Source organism: Dermacoccus abyssi (genome assembly GCF_003515945.1).
Taxonomy (GTDB): domain Bacteria; phylum Actinomycetota; class Actinomycetes; order Actinomycetales; family Dermatophilaceae; genus Dermacoccus; species Dermacoccus abyssi.
The window spans coordinates 22,871-44,209 of sequence record NZ_QWLM01000022.1; the positions used below are offsets into that span (position 1 = coordinate 22,871).

18 protein-coding genes are annotated in these 21,339 nt (G+C 68.0%); 13 read left to right on the plus strand and 5 right to left on the minus strand.

Annotation, left to right across the window (positions count from 1 at the left end; genetic code table 11):
• Positions 1–95: 95 nt before the first annotated feature.
• The 5 genes from D1832_RS13890 to D1832_RS13910 all read left to right on the plus strand — a co-directional run bounded on the left by D1832_RS13890 (position 96) and on the right by D1832_RS13910 (position 6,495).
• Positions 96–383: a DUF6504 family protein gene (locus D1832_RS13890; RefSeq protein ID WP_118914897.1), complete on the plus strand. Its 288-nt coding sequence runs from the start codon at positions 96–98 to the stop codon at positions 381–383.
• Between the two features lie 40 nt (positions 384–423).
• Positions 424–873: an SAV_6107 family HEPN domain-containing protein gene (locus tag D1832_RS13895; RefSeq protein WP_118914898.1), complete on the plus strand. Its 450-nt coding sequence runs from the start codon at positions 424–426 to the stop codon at positions 871–873.
• Positions 874–878: 5 nt separating this feature from the next.
• Positions 879–4,745 carry a DNA polymerase III subunit alpha gene (locus tag D1832_RS13900; RefSeq protein WP_118914925.1) on the plus strand — a complete coding sequence of 1,289 codons (3,867 nt, stop codon included), beginning with the start codon at positions 879–881 and terminating at the stop codon, positions 4,743–4,745.
• Positions 4,742–5,890 carry a DNA polymerase IV gene (gene dinB, locus D1832_RS13905; protein WP_118914900.1) on the plus strand — a complete coding sequence of 383 codons (1,149 nt, stop codon included), beginning with the start codon at positions 4,742–4,744 and terminating at the stop codon, positions 5,888–5,890. Before D1832_RS13900 ends, dinB begins: the two co-directional genes overlap by 4 nt.
• A gap of 128 nt (positions 5,891–6,018) precedes the next feature.
• Complete coding sequence (locus D1832_RS13910) at positions 6,019–6,495, plus strand: DUF3040 domain-containing protein (RefSeq protein ID WP_118914902.1); 477 nt, start codon at positions 6,019–6,021, stop codon at positions 6,493–6,495.
• A gap of 21 nt (positions 6,496–6,516) precedes the next feature.
• Here the strand turns inward: D1832_RS13910 and D1832_RS13915 are convergent, their stop codons facing one another.
• Positions 6,517–7,005: a DUF456 domain-containing protein gene (locus D1832_RS13915; protein WP_118914904.1), complete on the minus strand. Its 489-nt coding sequence runs from the start codon at positions 7,003–7,005 to the stop codon at positions 6,517–6,519.
• 129 nt (positions 7,006–7,134) lie between these two features.
• Positions 7,135–7,335 (minus strand): DUF7455 domain-containing protein, encoded by a 201-nt coding sequence (locus D1832_RS13920; protein ID WP_082128775.1) that lies wholly within the window; start codon positions 7,333–7,335, stop codon positions 7,135–7,137.
• A gap of 281 nt (positions 7,336–7,616) precedes the next feature.
• Here D1832_RS13920 and D1832_RS13925 point away from each other — a divergent pair, with 281 nt between their 5' ends.
• The 5 genes from D1832_RS13925 (at position 7,617) to D1832_RS13945 (ending at position 12,828) form a co-directional block, all read left to right on the plus strand.
• Entirely contained in the window at positions 7,617–9,728 is a 2,112-nt protein-coding gene (locus tag D1832_RS13925) for a DNA gyrase/topoisomerase IV subunit B (protein ID WP_118914906.1), read from the plus strand.
• Entirely contained in the window at positions 9,725–11,020 is a 1,296-nt protein-coding gene (locus D1832_RS13930) for an MFS transporter (RefSeq protein WP_118914908.1), read from the plus strand. Before D1832_RS13925 ends, D1832_RS13930 begins: the two co-directional genes overlap by 4 nt.
• Before the next feature lie 32 nt (positions 11,021–11,052).
• Positions 11,053–11,682 (plus strand): SatD family protein, encoded by a 630-nt coding sequence (locus D1832_RS13935; protein WP_118914910.1) that lies wholly within the window; start codon positions 11,053–11,055, stop codon positions 11,680–11,682.
• 40 nt (positions 11,683–11,722) lie between these two features.
• Complete coding sequence (locus D1832_RS13940; RefSeq protein WP_241511023.1) at positions 11,723–12,160, plus strand: hypothetical protein; 438 nt, start codon at positions 11,723–11,725, stop codon at positions 12,158–12,160.
• Positions 12,161–12,297: 137 nt separating this feature from the next.
• Entirely contained in the window at positions 12,298–12,828 is a 531-nt protein-coding gene (locus D1832_RS13945; RefSeq protein ID WP_118914912.1) for a hypothetical protein, read from the plus strand.
• Between the two features lie 114 nt (positions 12,829–12,942).
• On the opposite strand, the gene D1832_RS13950 is transcribed toward D1832_RS13945, so the two are convergent.
• The gene (locus D1832_RS13950; RefSeq protein WP_118914913.1) at positions 12,943–13,521 is read right to left on the minus strand and encodes an HhH-GPD-type base excision DNA repair protein; all 579 of its coding nucleotides are present in this window, start codon (positions 13,519–13,521) and stop codon (positions 12,943–12,945) included.
• 69 nt (positions 13,522–13,590) lie between these two features.
• Between D1832_RS13950 and D1832_RS13955 the strand changes: the two genes are divergently transcribed.
• The gene (locus tag D1832_RS13955; RefSeq protein WP_118914915.1) at positions 13,591–14,835 is read left to right on the plus strand and encodes an AI-2E family transporter; all 1,245 of its coding nucleotides are present in this window, start codon (positions 13,591–13,593) and stop codon (positions 14,833–14,835) included.
• Positions 14,836–14,942: 107 nt separating this feature from the next.
• Here the strand turns inward: D1832_RS13955 and D1832_RS13960 are convergent, their stop codons facing one another.
• Positions 14,943–15,812, minus strand: coding sequence for a sucrase ferredoxin (locus tag D1832_RS13960; protein WP_118914917.1), 870 nt, complete (start codon positions 15,810–15,812; stop codon positions 14,943–14,945).
• A gap of 213 nt (positions 15,813–16,025) precedes the next feature.
• Positions 16,026–18,581 (minus strand): DNA gyrase/topoisomerase IV subunit A, encoded by a 2,556-nt coding sequence (locus D1832_RS13965; protein ID WP_118914918.1) that lies wholly within the window; start codon positions 18,579–18,581, stop codon positions 16,026–16,028.
• A 292-nt stretch (positions 18,582–18,873) separates the two neighbouring features.
• Here D1832_RS13965 and D1832_RS13970 point away from each other — a divergent pair, with 292 nt between their 5' ends.
• Positions 18,874–19,950 (plus strand): Fic family protein, encoded by a 1,077-nt coding sequence (locus D1832_RS13970; RefSeq protein ID WP_241511024.1) that lies wholly within the window; start codon positions 18,874–18,876, stop codon positions 19,948–19,950.
• A 34-nt stretch (positions 19,951–19,984) separates the two neighbouring features.
• Positions 19,985–20,854 (plus strand): hypothetical protein, encoded by an 870-nt coding sequence (locus tag D1832_RS13975; RefSeq protein ID WP_147362726.1) that lies wholly within the window; start codon positions 19,985–19,987, stop codon positions 20,852–20,854.
• Positions 20,855–21,339 lie beyond the last annotated feature (485 nt).

Genomic DNA, 21,339 nt, shown 5'->3' on the forward strand with positions numbered 1-21,339 from the left:
CCGACGTTCGTTGCGTCGTCGCTCACCGTCACAGTCACAGCGAACCATCCGGCGGTGACGACGCGGTCGTCACCCGAGTGAAGTGAGGTGGCGAGATGCGCGGATACGCCGAGAGCGTCGAGGTGACCACAGTGGACACGGGAGAGGCGAGCGCGCCCGAGGTCTTCGTCTGGCGAGGACGCAGGTATCGAGTCGCGGGGGTGCTCGAGAGCTGGCGTGAGGCAACGCCGTGGTGGCGCCTGCCGATGGGGGAGCAGGGCGTGTACGACGCCGAACGTCGGGTGTGGCGGGTCGAGGCGAGTGCGGGGGCGAGCCCGAGCCTCGGGGTGTTCGACCTGGCGCATGCGCGCTCCGGGTGGTCGCTCGAGCGGCTCAGTGACTGATGTGCAGGTTCGACGAAGTGTGCAGCGAGAGGGAGATGTCATGACGACGACGGCAACGGGTCCGGGTGCGCCCGCGGAAGCACTCACCGGCGATCTGTTCGATCTTCTGGGCCGTTCGCGCGCTGCCCTGATCGAGGCCTGCTCGGCCACGACGACGTCCGAGCGCTACACGAGGGCCCAACTCGCTGCGTTGCGGGCGGCTGCCGCCCTTCTGGCTCAGGTGGCGCCGCGTTCGCTCGGCTCACGTCCGCGCAGTGCGTGGGAGGCGCTGGCTCGTCAGCGCCCGGAGTTCGGGGAGTGGGCGAGCTTCTTCACTGAGTGCGGCAAGCGCAGCGCCGTCGCCCAGAGTGGCGGGGCCGGGGTGAGTGTGCGAGAGGCCGACGACCTCGTCCGGCAGGCCCAGCTCTTCCTCGACGCCGTGCTCGTCCACGTCGGTCTGCCTGCCGCCGATGCTTCGGCGTTGCGGCTCACCCCCGTCGCGGTGGGGTGAGGTCGGTGCAGTTCACCCATCTGCACGTCGCGTCGTCCTTCTCGCTGCGCTACGGCACCACACCGCCGAAGCGTCTCGTCGAGCGGGCACACGAGTTGGGCTACGAGCGTCTGGCGCTCACCGACCGTGACGGTCTCTACGGCATGGTGAAGTTCGTCGAGGCCTGCCGTGATCACGACATCGAACCCGTTGTCGGCGTCGACCTGGCGCTCGAGCCACCGACGCCGACCATCTCGTCCCGCCCGCGGCGCACCCCCGCGAAGGGCGGGGCCGCCGTCGACGACCGGGGGCCTCGCGTCACCGTTCTGGCTCGTGGCGCTGCCAGCGGGCTCGCCAAGGGCGTCGGTTGGGGGCAGCTGTGCCGTCTCGTCACGGACGCTCACCTCGTCGGGGAGCGCAGTGCCGCGCGCACGTCGCGTGAACGGATCGCGCGGTTCGTCACTGTCGAGGAGGCGGGCAGAGGCAACAGTGCCCCGGCACTCACCGTGCTGCTCGGCCCGGCCTCCGACGTCGGGCAGGCGCTGCTCGCCGAACGTCCTGCCGCGGCGGAGCAGCTGCTCAAGCAGTGGCGTGCTGCGCTGCCGCACGGGGCGCTCGCAGTCGAGGTGGCCTGTCACGACGGGGCGCCGGGCACGCCGGCCAGCAGACGGCACGCGCTCGACCTGTGGGCGCTGGCGCGTGCGTGCGGTGTGCCCGCGGTGCTCACCGGCTGGGTGAGGCACGCGGACGCCGACGAGGCCGTCACCGCCGATCTGCTCGACGCGGCGCGGCGCATGGTGGCGCTCGACCTGCGGCACCTCGACCGCACGAGCACGCGAGGGCATCTGCTCCCCGAGAGCGAGATGCTCGAGATCGCACGTGAACTCGCGCAGGCTGCGGGCGACGAGAGCGCGGCCCTCGACCTCGTCGGCGCGACGTCACGGTTGGCCGAGCTCTGCGTGCAGCATCCGTTCCACGACATCGGCATCGGTGCAGTTCATCTTCCGGAACCGGAGGTGCTCGACCTGGACGGCGTCGACCCCCAGCGCGCTCTGGCCGAGCGCTGCCGCGCCGCGCTGCCCGCTCGCTACGGCCACCTCTCGGCAACCGAGTACGCCGCCGTCGAAGAGCGACTCGACGACGAACTCGAGGTCGTGCGCCACCTCGGCTACCCGACCTACTTCCTCACGGTGGCCATCGTGTGCGATCTCATCCGTGACGCCGGTGTGCGCGTCGCTGCTCGCGGTTCGGGCGCGGGCAGCCTCATCAACTACCTGCTGGGCATCAGCGGGGTCGACCCGATCCGGCATCGCCTGCTCATGGAACGCTTCTGCACGCCGCTTCGGGCGTCACTGCCCGACATCGACATCGACGTGGAATCGGCGCGGCGCACCGAGATGTACGAACGCATCATGGAGCGCTTCGGCGGCGAGCGGGTCACGTGTGTGTCGATGGCGGAGACCTACCGGGTGCGTCACGCCATCCGTGACGCCGGCGCTGCGCTCGGTATGCCGCCGGTCGACGTCGACGTCATTGCGAAGGCCTTTCCGCACATCGCCGCGCGCAATGCGCGCCAGGCCATCGAGGAGTTGCCGGAGCTGCGGGCTCGCGGTCTCGCCTCGAGCGAGTTGGAGCGACTGTTCGACCTCGTCGAGCGACTCGACGGTCTGCCGCGGCACGTCGCGCTGCACCCGTGCGGCGTCGTGTTGTCGAACGCGCAACTCGGCCATCGCACGCCGATGGAGGCGAGCTGGCTCGGTTTCCCGATGAGCCAGTTCGACAAGGACGACGTCGAGACCCTCGGGCTGCTCAAGCTCGACGTGCTCGGTATCCGAATGCAGTCGGCGATGGCGCACGCCGTGGCCGAGATCGAGAGGGTCGAAGGCGTCGTCGTCGACCTCGACGACGAGACGTGCGTCCCGTTCGACGACGAGGCGACGTTCGACCTCATCCGCTCGACGCGCACGCTGGGGTGCTTCCAGATCGAGTCGCCCGGGCAGCGTGAACTCATCGGCAAGTTCGCTCCCGAGGCCTTCGAAGACCTCATCATCGACATCTCGCTGTTCCGCCCCGGCCCGGTCAAGAGCGACATGATCAACCCGTTCCTGCGGGTGCGTCAGGGCTGGGGTGAGCCGGAGTACCTCCACGAGAGCCTGCGGCCGGCGCTGGAGGAGACGGTCGGCGTCGTGGTCTTCCACGAGCAGGTGTTGCGCATCGTCGCCGAGACGACGGGGGTGACGCTCGCCCAAGCCGACGAGGTGCGTCGGGCGATGGGCTCGCCCACGGGGCAGGAGAAGATCGAGCAGTGGTGGCGTTCCGCGGCCAAGGCCCGCGGGTATACGCGGGGCGAGCGCGAACGCATCTGGGCGGTGCTCGCGGCCTTCGCGTCCTTCGGTTTCTGCAAGGCCCACGCGGCGGCGTTCGCGCTGCCCACCTACCAGTCGGCGTGGTTGAAGACCCATCACCTCGCGGCGTTCGTCGCGGGTGTGCTCACGCACGACCCGGGCATGTACCCCAAGCGGCTCATCCTCGCCGACGCTCGCACGTTCGGCGTGCCCGTGCTCGGTGTCGACATCAACGCCTCGCGGGGCGAGTACCGGGTGGAGCGGGTGAGCGGCAGCGCCGAGGAGGGCAGTGACAACGATGCTGGTGCTTCGGTCGGCCTCCCCGACGGCCCGGGCTCCGACGAACCGGACCCGAGCGCGGAGGCTTCCGAAAAGCTCGGTCTGCGCATCGGGTTCGCCGACGTCAAGGGCATGAGCGAGCGGGAGATCGAAACCCTCGTCGCGGCGCAGCCCTACTCGAGCTTGAGCGACGTGTGGAACCGGGCCGGCCTGACGCGCACGAGCGTCGAACGTCTCGTGCTCGTCGGCGCCTTCGACAGCCTGTACGGCTTCGGTGCTCGCACAGGGCGAGGCGCTCTCACCCGACGCGACCTCCTGCTCGAACTGGAGGATCTCGAGCGCTGGCACCTGCGCGGTACGTCGCGGGGGCGTCCGCGCGGGCAGAAGGTGCTCGCGACCAGGCCGTCGTCGAACAACGCAGACGAGAGGAGTGAGTCGAGCCCAGGTGCCGGCGAAGCGCCAGGGGAGGCTGGGCTCTTCACGTTCGACCCGGTGGAAGCCGCCAGGGCGCAGGCGCAGGGGCGCCGCCCCGGGGCGAAGGATCCGGTGGGTGCTCAACTCGTCCTCGACCTCGTCGACGGAGCCGTCGACGGTGAGGGCTCGGGCCTTCCCGAGTTCACGCCGGCGGAGAAGGTGCGTGCCGAACTCGACATCCTCGGTCTCGACGTCAGCGGTCACGTCATGGAGTTCTATGCGCCGATGCTGCGGCACCTGGGCCTTAGCGCTGCGTCCGATCTCGTGAACCTGCGGGGTGGGCAGGAAGTCTGGTGCGCGGGCATCAAGGTGGCCACGCAGACCCCGCCGGTGCGTTCGGGACGGCGCGTCATCTTCCTCACGCTCGACGACGGCACCGGCCCCGCCGACGCCACGTTCTTCGAAGACGTCCAGGGGCCGTACGCCGACACCGTCTTCCACTCGTGGATGCTCCTCGTGCGCGGTGTCGTGCGGCGTACCGGCCCACACGGCGTCTCCATCCGGGCCACCGGCGCGTGGGATCTCACGGCGGTGTGGCAGGCGTGGAGCGAGGCGGGCGCTGACGGCGTGAGCAGCCTTGTCGGCGTCGCCCCACCGGAGGCAGAGGGCGTCGGCGGCGCTCGCGGACGCCGGATGCTCGTGCACTCCTCAGGGTTCAAACAGTCGCCGTACGCCGACATCAAACCGGCCGGCGAGACGGTCTCGGGAGGTCGCGCGCAGCTTCCCGGTCAGGGTGAGGCTCCGCGGTCGCTGTGGCACGCGAGCCCCGGAAGTTCAGGAGGGTGGGGCAGATGATCCTGCACATCGACATGGACGCCTTCTACGCGTCGGCGTCCCTCATCGAGCGCCCCGATCTGCTCGGTCAGCCCGTCATCGTCGGCGGCGCCGGGCGGGGCGTGGTGCTCTCGGCCACCTACGAGGCCAGGCGCAGCGGGGTGAGTTCGGGTATGCCGATGGGGCGTGCGCGCAGGTTGTGCCCCGACGCCGTCGTCCTCGCGCCCGACTACGACCTCTACACGCAGATCTCGGGCTCGATCATGCACCTGTTCTCGCAGGTCACGCCGCTCGTGGAGCCGATCTCGCTCGACGAGGCGTTCCTCGACGTCGGCGGTGTCTGCAACGGGCCGGAGTCTGCGGCGGCGCTCGGGCACGAGTTGCGTGACGCCGTCGCCGACGAGCAGGGCATCACGTGTTCGGTCGGGGTGGCGCCGATGAAGTTCGTCGCGAAGTTGGCCTCGACGAGTGCGAAGCCGGACGGGCTGCGTCTCGTGCGTCAGGATGAGGTGCTCGACTTCCTCCACCCGCTGCCGGTGGAGGCACTGTGGGGCGTGGGCGCCTCGACGCAGGAGAAGCTGCACACGTTGGGGTTGCGCACCGTCGGCGACATAGCGCACCTGCCGCAGCGCACGCTCGTGCGTTCCCTCGGTCAGGCGAGCGGTACGACGCTGCACCGCCTTGCGTGGGGCCACGACGAACGTCGGGTCGTGCCGCACGAGCCGGAACGCAGCATCGGTTCGGACGAGACGTTCGGTGAGGATCTCGACGATCCCGTCCTCATCAAGCGGCACCTGCTCAAGCTGAGCGACCGCGTCGCGGCGCGTATGCGCTCGGCGGAGGTGGCCGGGCGCACGGTGGTGCTCAAGGTGCGCTTCTCCGACTTCACGACGATCACGCGCTCGCGCACGTTGAGTGAGCACACCGACGTCAGTCGTGAGGTCTACGCCGTGGCCGCCCAGCTTTTCGACGCCCTCGGGCTGCAGCGGGCCCGCATCCGCCTCGTCGGGGTGCGGGTGCAGGGGCTCACCGACCGACGGCTGACCTCCCGGCAGGGAAAGCTGGGGGAGCGCGAGTTCGGTTGGCAGGAGGCCGATCGCGCCGTTGACCGCGCCAGCGCGCGGTTCGGTGCGGGCATCGTGAGACCGGCGAGTCTCGTGGGATGAGCGGTCGATTCTTCGCCCCTCGCGGGTGGCCACGAGCAACGTCCCGAAGTGCTACAAATGAACGAGACAATGCCAGCACACCATGCGTGGCGCACCAATGCGCCGCGAGTGTCGAACCGGAGGCTCCCATGCCGTTGTCAGAACAGGAACGGCGCGCTCTCGAAGAGTTGGAGGCGCAGCTTTCCGCCGAGGACCCGAAGTTCGCGTCGACCATGGTTTCCGACCCGAACCGCGCACGACGTCGCCGTCGTGTCCTGCTCGGTGTGCTTGCCCTCGCGGCGGGTCTCGCGCTCGTCGTCCTCGCCGTCACCACCCGTCAGACCTGGCTGGGTGCCATCGGTTTCCTGGGCATGGTCTTCGGCGTCACCTACGCGGTGGGCACGGATGCCGACCAGCGTCCTGACCTGCACGTCGTCGGTTCCTCGTCAGCGCAGCGCGCCGGCGGCTCGGGCGGTGCCGGACGCAGCTTCCCGAGCGTCCAGGGTGGATTCCCGGGCTCCGGGAAGGCAAAGGCGAAGCCCGCTCGCGGCGCGAGCAACAGCGGCTTCATGCAACGTCTCGAAGAGCGCTGGGATCGTCGCCGCCGCGAGAGCCAGGGCTGGTAGGGACGCCTCGTCACAGGCCAGTCACAGAGCCATCGGAATAGCCACGCAGGCCCATCCGACGGCAATGATCAGTGCCGCGAGCAGCTCGATTCCCACCGACATGAGGGCGGCCTTGACGGCTACCTTCGTCGAGCGCCACGCCTCGTTCGTGCGGCGCTGACGGGCCATCTCGGCGACGAAGACGCCGAGAACGAAGCCGACGAGCAGGCCGATCACCGGAATGACGAAGAAGCCGATGACGCCGAAGATCACTCCGACGAGGCTGCTGCGCTTCGGGATGCCGGCCCGGCCGAGGTGGCGGCCCGGCACGACGTACTGCACGACGTAGCCGATCGCAGCGAGGACGCACGCGATGCCGAACACCGTCCACGCGGTGGGGCCGGAGTTGCCGAGCGCCCAGATGAGCACGCCGCCCAGCACGAGCAGCAGGCCGGGCAGCGCGGGCACGATGAGTCCGGCGATGCCGACCGCCATGACGAGCGCGGCGATGATCGTCGTCGTCAGTTCCATGGACTCATCATCCCTCAGCCGAGCCGCGAGCCGAACCAGTAAGAACGCTCCCCGCGTGCAGGCACGCGAACGGCCCCGGCACCCCTGGCGGGTGACCGGGGCCGTTCGGCGTCAGCGGGAGTGTGCTGCTCAGACCTCTTCGCTCAGGCGGGGCGTCTCGTCGATGACCTCGACGGCGACCTCCTTGAGCTTGTCGAGGTGCTCGCGGCCGTGGTGGCCGCAGAAGCGCAGTTCGAGTCCACCCGACATGACCGCCTTGATGAAGGCCTGGGCTCCGCAGCGATCGCAGCGGTCAGCGGCCGTCATCGTGTGTTCCATCGTCGTGGTCATATCGATCCTCTCGTCGGGATGCCCTGAAAGGGCACCAGCGGCGTCCTACGAACGATGCCCGAAGCATCGTTTCTCGGAATCGACAACAGTCTGTCACGGGCGGACATTCCCGAGAAGCCCAATTCCGACTCCTGAGCCACATCGTTGTGATTCGGCCTGCGCCGCAGGTGCGCAGTGAGCGTCGGATCACCGCGTGGCGGCCCGGAAACCCGCGGATTCTCGGGTACGGTGACGGGTGCGCCGTCTGCGGCGTCCCCCGCGAACTTCAAGGAGATTCCCAGGTGTCGCAAGGAGAGAACCAGACCTACACCGCTCGTCACCTCCAGGTGCTCGAGGGGCTCGAGGCCGTACGCAAGCGCCCGGGCATGTACATCGGTTCCACCGACGGGCGCGGTCTCATGCACTGCCTGTGGGAGATCATCGACAACTCGGTCGACGAGGCGCTCGGCGGCTACTGCGACCGCATCGAGGTCATCCTCATGCCCGACGGCTCCGTCGAGGTGCGCGACAACGGCCGCGGTATCCCCGTCGACGTCGAGCCGCGCACGGGCCTTTCGGGTGTCGAGGTCGTCTTCACGAAGCTGCACGCGGGCGGCAAGTTCGGCGGCGGTTCGTACAACGCGTCGGGTGGTCTGCACGGTGTCGGCGCGTCGGTCGTCAACGCGCTGAGCGCTCGTCTCGACGTCGAGGTCGACCGTGCGAGCAAGACGTACGGCATGAGTTTCCGCCGCGGCGAGCCCGGCGTCTTCGACGACGCCGACGGCAAAAGCCCGCTCAACCCGTTCAGCCCGTTCGAGTCGGGCAGCGAACTCAAGGTCGTCGGCAAGGCCAAGCGCGGCGTCACCGGTTCGCGCGTGCGCTACTGGGCCGACACGAGCATCTTCCTCAAGAGCGCCCAGTTCGACTACGAGCAGCTCATCGGGCGTGCGCGTCAGACGAGCTTCCTCGTGCCGGGCCTCACCCTCGTCATCCGTGACGAGCGCGGCCTGCCCGAGACGCCGGGCGCCGACGGCCCCCACGAGCAGGTCTTCTTCCACGACGGCGGCATCAGCGAGTTCACCGACTACCTCGCCGCCGACGCGGCCGTCACCGACGTGTGGCGTCTGCAGGGCAGCGGTCACTTCACCGAGACGGTGCCCGTGCTCGACGAGAAGAGCGGGCACATGACGAGCCAGGACGTCGAGCGTGAGTGCGGCGTCGACATCGCGCTGCGCTGGGGCACGGGGTACGAGACGAAGGTGCGTTCCTTCGTCAACATCATCGCGACGCCGAAGGGCGGCACGCACAACACCGGCTTCGAGCAGGCCCTCATGAAGGTCTTCAAGAAGCAGCTCGAGGTCAACGCGCGAAAGCTCAAGGTCGGCAACGACAAGGTCGAGAAGGACGACGTCCTCGCCGGCCTCACGGCCGTCGTCACGGTGCGTCTGGCGGAGCCGCAGTTCGAGGGCCAGACGAAGGAGGTGCTCGGCACGAACGCCGTGCGCGCCATCGTCGCGAAGGTCGTCGAGAAGGAGCTCACGGCGCACCTGACGTCGACGAAGCGCGACGAGAAGGCGCAGTCGGCGCTCCTGCTGGAGAAGGTCGTCGCCGAGATGAAGTCGCGCATCAGTGCGCGTCAGCACAAGGAGACGCAGCGGCGCAAGACGGCGCTGGAGAGCTCGAGCCTGCCGGGCAAGCTCAAGGACTGCCGCTCCACCGACGGCGAGAAGTCGGAGCTGTTCATCGTCGAGGGTGACTCGGCGCTCGGCACCGGTATGGCGGCGCGCAACTCGGAGTACCAGGCGCTGCTGCCGATCCGCGGCAAGATCCTCAACGTCCAGAAGGCGTCAGTCGGCGACATGCTGAAGAACGCCGAGTGCGCCTCGATCATCCAGGTCATCGGTGGCGGCTCGGGGCGCAGCTTCGATCTCGACATGGTGCGCTACGGCAAGATCATCCTCATGACGGACGCCGACGTCGACGGCGCCCACATCCGCACGCTACTGCTCACCCTGTTCTTCCGCTACATGCGCCCGCTCGTCGCGGCCGGTCGGGTGTACGCGGCCATGCCGCCGCTGCACCGTCTCGAACTCAACGCGAGCGGCCGGGCCAAGGGCGAGGTCATCTACACCTACTCCGAGGCCGAGATGCGTTCGGTCGTCAGCGCGTGGGAGAAGAAGGGCCGCACGTTCAAGCAGCCGCAGCGCTACAAGGGTCTCGGCGAGATGGACGCCGACCAGCTCGCGGAGACGACGATGGATCCGCGTCACCGCACGCTGCGTCGCGTCACGCTCGCCGACGCCGAGGCGGCGGAGCAGGTGTTCGACCTGCTCATGGGCAGCGACGTGGCGCCCCGCAAGGACTTCATCATTTCGTCGGCTCACCAGCTCGACCTGGAGCGCATCGACGCATGACCGCGAGCAGGCTCGCGCGTGCCCGCAGCGTTCTCGCGGACACGCGCCCGCTCAAGGTTCCCGCCTTCCGGCGGTTGTGGCTGGCCGACATCGTCACGGTCATCGGTGCGCAGCTGACGATCGTGTCGGTGCCCGCGCAGATCTACGCGCAGACGCGTGACTCGAGTTATGTCGGCCTGACGGGCCTGTTCGGTCTCGTGCCGCTCATCGTCTTCGGCCTGTACGGAGGCTCGCTCGCCGACGCGCACGACCGGCGTCGCATCCTGATGTTCACGACGACCGGGCTCATCGTGACGAGCGCGCTGTTCTGGGCGCAGGCCGCCGTCGGCGGCATCAACGTGTGGCTGCTGCTCAGCCTGTTCGCGGTGCAGCAGATCTTCTTCGCGCTCCACCAGCCGGCGCTGCAGAGTTCTCTGCCGAGGCTGTTGCCACCCGAGCTCCTGCCGGCGGCCAACTCACTCCTCATGACGGTGGCGATGGCGGGAGGCATCGCGGGGCCGCTCGTCGCGGGAACGCTCATTCCGGTGCTCGGGTTCTCGTGGATGTACGCCGCCGACACGCTGTGCCTGCTCGCGACGATGTGGGCCGTCGTCAACCTGCCGGCGATGCGTCCGCTGGGCGAGGTGACGGTGGCCGGCTTCACGTCCGTGGTCGACGGGCTGCGGTATCTCTCACGCCATCCGGTGCTCATGGCGAGCTTCGTCGTCGATCTCGCCGCGATGATCTTCGGTATGCCGCGTGCGGAGTTCCCGCAGATCGCACACGAGTCGTTCGGCGGACCGAGCGAGGGTGGCTTCGCGTTCGCGTGGTTGTTCGCGGCCATTCCGGTCGGTGCTGTGCTCGGCGGCGTGTTCTCCGGGTGGGTATCGCGCGTGCAGCGGCACGGCGTGGCGGTGCTCGCCGCCGTCGCCGTGTGGGGCGGGGCGGTCGTCGTCTTCGGTGGAGCGGTGGCGCTCGCGAACGGACGGCTCGACATCCTGTTCTGGATCGCGTTCGGCGCCCTCGTCGTCGGTGGCGCGGCGGACATGGTCTCGGCGGCGTTCCGCACGTCGATGCTGCAGACGGCGGCCACCGACGCGGTGCGCGGTCGCCTGCAGGGCGTCTTCCTCGTCGTCGTTGCGGGTGGGCCGCGCATCGCGGATGTCGTCCACGGGGCGGGCGCCGAGGCGTTCGGGGCCGGTCGGGCAGCGTGGATCGGTGGTGTCCTCGTGCTCGTCTCCGTGGTGGCGATCGCCGTGCTCGTGCCATCGTTCCGCCGGTACAGGCTGTCGACTGAAGCCGCCAAGAGTTAGTCCAGAGGCTTAATTGCTGCTACTTTAGTCGTATGACTAAATCGAGCGGTGGGGCGATGATCGTCGTCACGGCAGACCAGATCCGCAGTAGTTCTCGGGGCGACCGTGTTCCGGCCATGCTCACAGCCCTCGAATCCCTGACGCTCGGCGGTAGGTCCCGTGCCTTCGCGCGCACGGCGGGTGACGAAGTCCAGGCGCTCATCGCCGACCCGGCCGATGCCGTGAGCGCCGTGCGTCTCTTCGTCCGCGAGGGCGGGTGGCGGGTCGGTCTCGGCATCGGGCCCGTCGACACCCCGGTGCCGGACGACGTTCGCGCCGCGAACGGGCCCGCGTTCGTCGCGGCCCGGGCCGCCGTCAACGAATCCCGAGGAGGTGCGCAGGATCTCGCCGTCGTGACGCGTGTCGGGGGAGCCGAGGCCAGCGCCGCTGCCGACGATGCGCGCGCCGCCCTCGACCTGCTGGCCTTCGTCTGGCGGCGCCGCACCGCAGCCGGGTGGGAGGTTGCCGACCTCGTCGCCGAGGGCTTGTCGCGTCAGGAGATCGCGGCTCGCCTCGGCGTGACGGCGTCCGCCGTCAGCCAGCGAGTGAGCACCGCGGCCGTCGTCGAAGCCGACGCCGGGGAGGCGCTCGCGGTGCGTGCGCTGACGGCTGCTTTGGGCTGAGCTCGCCCGGTTGTCGGTGTTGGACGTTAGCGTTCAGGGCATGGACGCACGGGCGGTGTTGGTGGTCGCGCTCTTCGGCGTGCTCGCCGTCGTGGCGGGCGGGTTCGTCACGCAGCTGGTCTTCCGCTTCGTCGACGACCGGCGCGTTCACGAGCAGCTACCGGCGGCTTCCGAGCCGAACGCCGAGACACCGGAACCTGTGTCGGGCAAGGCGACGGGTGGCGTCGAGCAGGCCGGGAGCATCCTGCGGGGCGGCGCATGGATCGGGGCGCTCGAACGGTTGGCGATCTTCGCGGGTCTCGTCGCGAACTGGCCGGAGGCCATCGCCATCGTCCTGGCCGTGAAGGGTCTCGGGCGCTACCCGGAGCTGCGCAGCGGTGAGAAGTCGGCGGTGGCGGAACGCTTCATCATCGGCACGTTCGTCAGCGTGCTCTGGGCGTGCGGATGCGCCGGGTTGGCCGTGTGGTTGCGCGGCTGACGGATTCGCCACGCCTGTTTCGTTACCGAATTGCTCCGGCGGCAACTCTTCCTCGAATCGTGTGACGCCGTTACGTTGAAGTGATTCGGCTGCCCGCCGGACACCGTGCGGTCCGCCGCAAGGAAGAACGAGATCTCATGGCGAACCTCCGCTCACTTCGCGTTACTGCAACGGTGACGACCGCGCTCGTGGCTGCGTTGCTTTCGGGCTGCTCGATGGACGAGTGGGCGCGCGATCAGGACCACCCGGAGTACACGACGCCCAAGGCGGTCGTGCTCGGCGACGACGCTCAGGCGAAGCCTGCGGCCGGGGCGTCGGGGCTGCGGGAGAACGTGTTGGGCCACCCGCAGAGCTTCCTCACGATCGAGAAGGGCTCGGCGTCCGGGGTGAAGAGCCTCGATTTCCCCCACGTGACGGGCGGACCCATGGAAGTTGTGGTCGCCTGCACGGGCGGTGGGCTGGAGGCGACGGCGTCGTACACGGAGGCGATCGAGGGCGCCACGATCGAGCAGACGTTCTCGCACCCGTACGAGTGCGACGGTGACCCCGGAACTCTGGACACCGTCACGACGGCGGCGCCCGGGTTGAAGGTGACGTTGACGGCGCGGAAGGGCACGACGGTGCAGTTCGCCGTCGGTGTGCGCAAGGCAGGCACGCCGCCAGCATGACGCGTGCGCTGTCCTCGCCCGATGAATACGGGCGGGCCCGTCAGGCGGGAACGTTCTGCGGATTCGGCTGCGGCATGCCGCGGCCAGCAGCGCACAACGTAGCCAGTAGGGCGGTCAGTCCTTCTTCGCGGCGGCCTTCTTTGCAGCCTTGATCTCGCGCTTGGTCTCGCGGACCTTGAGCAGCGAGTCGGGGTCGACGACGTCGGCGACGGAGCGGAAGGAACCCTCTTCGGCGTAGGGGCCGATGGCCTCGCGCCAGCCGTCGGGCTGGACGCCCAGCTGCTTGCCGAGGAGGGACGCGAAGATGCGTGCTTTCTGGTCGCCGTAGCCGGGCAGGTTCTTGAGGCGCCCCAGCAGTTCGTTCGGGTCGTCGGTGGCCCAGATCTTCGTCGTGTCGCCGTCGTACTCGTCGCGGATGGCGGCGGCGAGCTTCTGCACACGCTCGGCCATCGATTTGCCGTAGCGGTGGATGGCCGGGGGAGTCGTGCACTGGGCGATGAACTCGTCGGGGTCGATCGCGGCGATCTCGGTGGGATCAAGCGTGCCGAAGCGGTCGTAGATCTTGCCGGGGCCGGCGAAGGCGACCTCCATGGCAATCTGCTGGTCCAGGAGCATGCCGACGAGCAGCCCGAACGGGTGCTCGGAGATGATCTCGTCGGCGTGGTCGTCCTGTGCGATGTGAAGCTCGGCCATGGCGTCAGCCTAGCCGCGGTGGCGTGAAACACTCATCCCGTCAGCGTGACGAGGGGGAGGGCAACGACCATGTCAGCGAGCGGTTCCGACGCGCGTCCCGATCAGGGCGCGCCCCGTCTCACCATCGCCCTCGACCCGCGGTCGGTGTGGCGGGCCACGTGGGTGGTGCTCGGTACCTTGGGCGTCGTTGCGGCGCTGGGGTTCATCTCGAACTCCGCCGGCTCGGCCATCTTCACCATCCTCATGGCGTTCTTCCTCGCCGTCGCGATGGAGCCGGCCGTCCGTCGGCTGGCCAAGCACATGCCGCGTGCTTTGGCGACGGGCGTCGTGGTCCTGACGCTCGGCCTGGCGATCGCCGGCTTCTTCGCCGCGTTCGGCAGTCTGCTCGTGTCCGAGATCCAGGCGCTCGTCACGGCGGCGCCGGGCGTCGTCACCGACCTCGTGCGTTACGCGAACGAGCAGTTCGACACCGATTACGACATCAACACGATGCTGTCGAAGGTCTCCCTGACGCCGGAGCGGGTCGCGTCCTACGGGTCGCAGCTGGCGGGCGGCGTGCTCGGGCTCGTGACGAGCATCGTCTCGACGGCGTTCAACACCTTCGTTCTCGTGTTCTTCACCTGCTACATCTCGGCGGGCATGCCGCGCCTGCGCACGTGGATCGCGGGCCTGTTCCGCCCGTCACAGCAGCGCGTGGTGCTGACGGTGTGGGAAGTCTTCGTCACGAAGGTCGGCGGCTACGTCGCGGCGCGGTGCATTCTCGCGACGATCTCGGCGACGGTGCACGGCACGTTCATGATGATCATCGGGATGCCGTACTGGCTGGCGCTCGGGCTGTGGACCGGCCTCATTGCGCAGTTCATCCCCAACATCGGCACGTACATCTCGATCGTGCTGCCCGTGCTCGTCGGTCTCACGAGCGACAAGCCGGTCAACGGCCTGGTCATCCTCGTCTTCGCGATCATCTACCAGCAGATCGAGAACATCACGATCGAGCCCAACATCAGCGCGAAGGCTGTCGACGTGCACCCGGCGGTGTCGTTCGCGTCGGCGCTGCTCGGTGCGCAGATGTTCGGCCTCGCCGGCGGCATTCTCGGTGTGCCCATGGCTGCGACGGCAATGGCGCTGCTCGACCTCTACAAGCGTCGCTACGAGATCAGCGACGAGACGCGCCGGGCTGCGGAGCGTGACGCTCGCCGCGAGGTGGAGGGCGAGGGGGACGACGAGCGTCCGCCCGGACGGGATGAGGAGCCTCCCGAAACGTCAGCCGCAGATGACGCGGTCGCCCCTTATGGGGCGACCAAGGCAGACTGACGCGGGCTGGAAGGCAGCGTCGCAAGCCTCTTCGTGACTCTCACGTCCAGACTCGGGTCTGGCGGGCGCAAGGATGCGGGATAGCCCTCGCGTTACCGGCCGAACCGTCACGCGTGGTCGAGCGAGCCCTCGTAGTACTGCGACTGCTTGGGGTTCTTGATGCACGAATCGCGCAGCTCCGGGCCCTTGTGCGTGGTGACGAGCAGCGTCGTGCCGTCGGGCAGCTCGACGCTCTCGCCGCCGTCGGTCTTCGTCGCGGCTCCGAGGGCGACGGGCGGCGTCAGCGGAAGCTCGGGGTGCTGCTCGCGCCACCAGGTCTCGGCGACGCGCTGGGCGGGGGAGAGGTCCACCCGTCCGCGGTGCTTGCCGCGTGAGAAGAGTTCCGCGGGAACCGCGTCCGTCGTCGCAACGTGCGCCAGGGCGGCAGCGTCGTCACCCGTGAGGCGGCCGAAGGTCTGCCCACTCGGCAGGTGGATCGCCGTCGGCGCGAAGCGGTGACCGCCGATGTGCGACACCTCCCACGTGCGGGTCGGCTCAACCGCGTAGGCCGACTGGGCGACCGGTCGGCCGCGAACCGCGCAGCACGTGTCACGAACACCGTTGGTGCAGACGAGGAGCGCGGGTTCGTCGGAACGCTCGAAGCTGAACTTGGCCCACCACGACTCGTCGACAACATCACCCGAAAGGAACGTGGAAACCCCTGGGGCATTCAGTTTTCCGGTGACAAGCCACGGCTCATTGTCGAAACCACCGCTCACGAAGACGCGCTGCAGTGCCGGCGTCTCGGCATGACGACCGGGGGAGCGCACCACGTACAGAGTGGCGCCCTCAGGTGCCTTGAGTCCGGCGTCGGCAACGGCGTCTCGCCCCCACGAACCGCCCACTTCCACGACGACGATGACCCGGGCGTCTTTCGCGCTGCCCCAGGCGGGTAAGGCGGAGTCGTCCCAGTCGGCAGAGCACAGCGAGGGAGTCACGCCTTCAGCCTAGTCGGGAAGCGCATAGGCCCTTACGCGTGGTGTGGCAGGAGGACAGACAGCCTTCTCATGACGAGTGAGAAGGTGGCACCGACCTGCGTAGGGGACGCGCACCCCCGTCCGGCACCACGAATCAGGATGTGACCGCTGGCCCGCCCTGTGAGCCGCGCCGGTCACAGACCGGGCCAACACTCACAGAGCGGGCCGAACGGGTCAGGCGTCGTCGCCGTCGAACAGGCTCAACGTGCGTTCGGCGCTCTCCTCGGCTGCGCTGACGGGCGTCTGCTCCGCAACCTCGCTCGCCGACGCGTCGGCCGGAACGTCCGTGTAGGGCGCCGTCGTGCCGATAGCCGCGATCTGCCCGGGAGCGGTGTCACCGGAGCCGTCACGCTTGCCGTCGGCCGGGGGCAGGGTGATCGCCTTGCCCGTCGCGTCGGCGGCGCGCGCCGGCGCGGAGCCGACCCACGCGAAGGTCAGGTGGTTCTCGCCGCGCAGGAAGCGGTGCGCGCGCACGCCGGCCGTCGCGCGGCCCTTGGCCGGGAACTCGGCGAACGGTGCGACCTTGAGCGAGGTGATCTCGCCATCCGGCGAGCTCGGGTGGCCGGCGCCGGTGACGACGACGCCGTCGCGCGAGACGCTGCCGAAGTGGATGACGTGGGCGCCCTTGCCGAGCTTGATGCCTGCGACGCCGCCGCCGGTGCGGCCTTGCGGGCGCACGCCGTCAGCGTTGAAGTGCAGCAGCTGCGCTTCGTTGGTGACGAAGACGAGTTCCTCGGTGCCGGTCTGCAGTTCGACAGCGCCGACGACGACGTCGTCACCCTTGAGCGTGATCACTTCCATGATCGGTTTGTTCGCGTAGTCCGGGTTGACGCGCTTGACGACGCCGGCGGCCGTGCCGAGCGCGAGGCCGGGGGAGTCGGTGCGCAGCGACGTCACGGTGAGCACCTTCTCGCCGGGGGCGAGGTCGACGAATGCGGCGAGCGGTGCGCCGCCGTCGAGCACGGGTGCTTCGTGGGTGTCGACGAGGTGCGGTAGCTCGAGCGCGGAGACGCGGAAGAGGCGCCCGGTCGAGGTGACGACGCCGAACTCACCGCGGGCGCTCGTACGCGCGGCGGCGACGATGGCGTCGTGCTTGCGGCGGTTGCCGTCGGTGCCGAGCGGGTCGGCGTTCGTCGTCCGCGCGACGAGGCCGGTGGAGGACAGGAGCACCCAGCACGGGTCGTCGGCGACCTCGAGCGGGGTGGCGCTCTTGGCGGTCTTCGTTTCGCCGGAGGCCTCGAGCAGCACGGTGCGGCGCGGCGTGCCGTGCTCCTTGGCGATGGCGAGCAGTTCGTCGCAGACGACCTTGTGCAGGAGCTTGACGTCGGCGAGGATCGCGCGCAGCTTCTCGATCTCCTTGCGCAGCTCTTCGGCTTCCTTCTCCAGCTCGAGGCGGGAGAACTTCGTCAGGCGGCGCAGCTGCAGGTCGAGGATGTAGGTGGCCTGCGCCTCGGAGAGGTCGAACACCTTCATGAGGCGTTCGCGCGCGATGCCCGAGTCGTCGGACGAGCGGATGATCTGGATGACCTCGTCGATGTCGAGGATCGCGATGAGCAGACCGTCGACGAGGTGGAGGCGGTCTTCCTTCTTGCCGAGGCGGTAGGCGGTGCGGCGGCGCACGACGTCGACGCGGAAGTCGGTGTAGACGCGCAGGAGGTCCTTGAGGCCGAGGGTGCGCGGCTGGCCGTCGACGAGGGCGACGTTGTTGATGCCGAAGGATTCCTCCATCGGCGTGAGCTTGTAGAGCTGTTCGAGCACGGCGTCGGGGTTGAAGCCGTTCTTGAGTTCGATGACGAGGCGCAGGCCGTGGTGGCGGTCCGAGAGGTCCTTGACGTCCGAGATGCCCTGCAGTTTCTTGCTGCTCACGAGGTCGCGCATGCGGTCGATGACCTTTTCAGGGCCGACCATGTAGGGCAGTTCCGTGACGACGATGCCCTTCTTGCGGGGCGTGACGTTCTCGATGCTGCAGGTGGCGCGGGTGCGGAAGGAACCGCGGCCGGAGAGGTACGCGTCGCGCACGCCCCCGAGGCCGACGATGCGCCCGCCCATGGGCAGGTCGGGGCCGGGGACGAAGCGCATGAGGTCGTCGAGGCTGCAGTCGGGGTTCTTGATGAGGTGGACGGCGGCCTGGACGACTTCGCCGAGGTTGTGCGGCGGCATGTTGGTGGCCATGCCGACGGCGATGCCGCTGGCGCCATTGACGAGCAGGTTGGGGAACGCGGCCGGCAGGACGGACGGCTGCTGCAGGGAGTCGTCGTAGTTGGGGACGAAGTCGACGGTGTTCTCGTCGAGGCTCTCGGTGAGCGTCAGCGCGGCCGGCGCGAGGCGGGCCTCGGTGTAACGGGAGGCGGCGGGGCCCTGGTCGAGGGAGCCGAAGTTGCCGTGGCCGTCGACGAGCGGCAGGCGCATCGTGAAGTCCTGCGCCATGCGCACGAGGGTGTCGTAGATGGCCGAGTCGCCGTGGGGGTGGTACTTACCCATGACCTCGCCGACGACGCGGGAGGACTTGACGTGGTTCTTCGTCGGCATGAGGCCGAGCTCGTCCATGGAGAACAGGATGCGGCGCTGCACCGGCTTGAGGCCGTCGCGCGCGTCGGGCAGGGCACGCGAGTAGATGACGGAGTAGGAGTACTCGAGGAACGCCGAGCGCATCTCCTCTTCGACATCGATGTCGATGATGTTCTCGACGAAGTCGTCGTCGAGAACCTCGGGCTTCTTCGAACGGGCCACCGATCATCCTTCAGGTTGCGAACGCCCCGCAGGGCACAGTGCACCTGTCATCCTCTCGCATGGGCTGACGAGGGGGTGACGCGACACGCGGCGTGACGGGTGTGAGCGCGGGCCGCCGCCACGTGTCTCAATGTCCTAATCATTAGGACATCAGGACACTGAGCGGTACTGTCTCAATGTCCGAATCATTAGGACAACGAGACAAGGAGGCTCAGCCATGCTCTACGAGACACCCGAGCTCGACGTCGTCGACGTAGGCGTTCTTCACGAGATCGATGAGATCCGGCGTGAGATGGCTGACGTTCTTCGCGCACCCAAGCGGTGGTCCGGCGGTCTTCGCCGAACCACGCAAGCCCGTGCGATCCGCGGCTCCAACAGCATCGAGGGGTACGAGGTCAGCGAGCAGGATGCGGCAGCTGCGGTCGAAGGGGATGAGCCGCTGACCGCTGACGAGCGCACCTGGAAAGAGATCGAGGGTTACCGTCGGGTGCTCACCTACGTGCTGCGGATGGCAACCCTGCCGGGCTTCACCTTGGATGCTCACACGCTTCGCACAATGCACTTCATGCTTCTCGAGCACGACTTCTCCAAGAGCCCGGGGGAGTACCGGCGAGGGGCTATCTATGTGCAGGACGAGTCGACCGGTCGCAACGTATACGAGGGTCCGGACTCCGACGACGTTCCGCAGCTGATCGACCAGTTGATGCAGGTCCTGGCGGCCTCCACCGATGAGCACAGCCTGGTTCGTGGGGCCATGGCCCACTTGAACTTCGTCATGGTGCACCCGTTCCGGGACGGCAACGGCCGGATGGCTCGCATCCTGCAGACATTGGTCTTGGCGACTGACGACATTCTCGAGCCCGAGTTCTCCAGCATCGAGGAGTGGCTCGGTGCCAACACTCGCGATTACTACGACGTTCTTGCAGCAACAGGTCAGGGCGCGTGGAGTCCGGAGCGGGACGCGACGCTGTGGTTGAAGTTCTCCCTTCGCGCGCATCACCAGCAGGCCCAAACCCTGCGCCGACGGTTCAAGGACGCCGAGCGAATCTGGGCCATGCTGGACGAAATCGTTGTGGACTCGGGTGTCCCCGAGCGTTCGGTCGACGCCCTGTTCGATGCTGCCCTCGGCATGCGTATCCGCCGTAGTACTTACATCAACAGGACGGGCGTCGAGGACCGGACAGCGACTCGTGACCTAGGCGTGCTCGTCAGTGCCGGGCTGCTTCGTGCCGAAGGGACGACGCGTGGTCGCTATTACCTGCCGGCGGACAAGCTGCGGGTCGCGATGAGCGAGGCGCGCGGCGATCGAAAGCTTGCCGACCCGTACCCCGACCTGCTTCAACAGATCCGTGTGGAGCTTCCTCGCTGATTGACCGTCGTGTCGGCAAAGGAGAAGGAGTCCGTTGATCCAAAGCATTGTGTGGGGAGCCGTGATCGCGCTCGCCCTGCGTTGGCTCTACCGTTACCTGTCAGTGGAATGGCCAGAACGTTACGCCGATCCCGAAGACCTTGTCAGCATCGTCGTGAGTCGATCTTGGTGGACATACATCCTCTTCCGGCTCGGGCCTGTGGCAATGGCAGGAATCCTGGCCGTTCACGGCGCCCAGCAATTGGAGTGGCCTTCAGCAGTCGCACTGCTCGCGATGTGCCTCACGCATGTGTTGACGTCGTCGGTTGCGGCCATGGTGACGATGTCGAAGAACGAGTGGGCTCGCACCACCCGTATGTATTTTCACGGGATCACGGCTGTGGGCGTGGTGCTGTCTTGTGCACTTGTTTGGGCGACGCGCCGCTGGACCGGCTGGCTGGCGCCGGACGTTCGCGGACTGAGCACCAACATCTGGGCGACGGTCTTGGCCCTGGCGTTGGCTAAGGGAGCATATGACCTACTCAAGCGTGCGCCCGAAGCCGAATATCTTCATGACCGCGCCGCGCGTTCTGTCGACCCAGAGTTGCTTGTGAAGATCCGCAGCGCTGACTGTTCCCACACGGGAGTACTCGAAGCGATCGCCTTGGCGGAAGCAGTAGAGCGGCCACGGTGGTTTCGGCGACTAGAGCGATGCGTGCCCGGGGTGGAGTCCACGGGCGTCATGCAGGTGAAGCACAAGGGAGTCCTGACAGATGAAGAGTCGGTCGAACTCTTCCTCGCGAAGCACAACGAAGTCTGCGAACAGCTGGCGAACGAAGGTGCCACGGCCGAGACGATCTTTCGCCGTCACAACAATGACGACAACTTCGTGGCTATGTGTCGCCGCCTGCAGCCTCAGTGGTAACGGGGTGAAGAGCTGAGCGGCCGGACGTTGTCGGTCTACTTGGCGTGCGCAGCAGGCACAGCGAACTTGCCGACATGAACTGCGATTGGTTCTCGTGGATATCGCAACGGCTAGCTTTCCCGTCGTCGGCGTCCGGCGCGGGGTGACTAGATTGGCGGTTCTGAGACCTGCTCCATGTCTCTGACGCTGGCTGATCGGGCGACGCAAGTGCGGACCGCTGCTGGGCTGCGTGACCTGGCAGTCGGGGCCGTGCGCGGGGCCACTCGGGGGAGCGTTGTCGGCACCCAGTCCCAGAATGCGACGACCGTCCGCGAGGCGCGTGGGACTGCTGCAGGGTTAGGTGACAGTTTGACGTGACCCCCATCGTGGTTTCCACCGTGAGTGGTTAAGTCAGGCGGATTTTTGGGTGCGGGTTGATGCTAGCTCGTACTGGATGGGGCTGACGTAGCCGAGTGCTGAGTGGCGGCGCTGTCGGTTGTAGAACA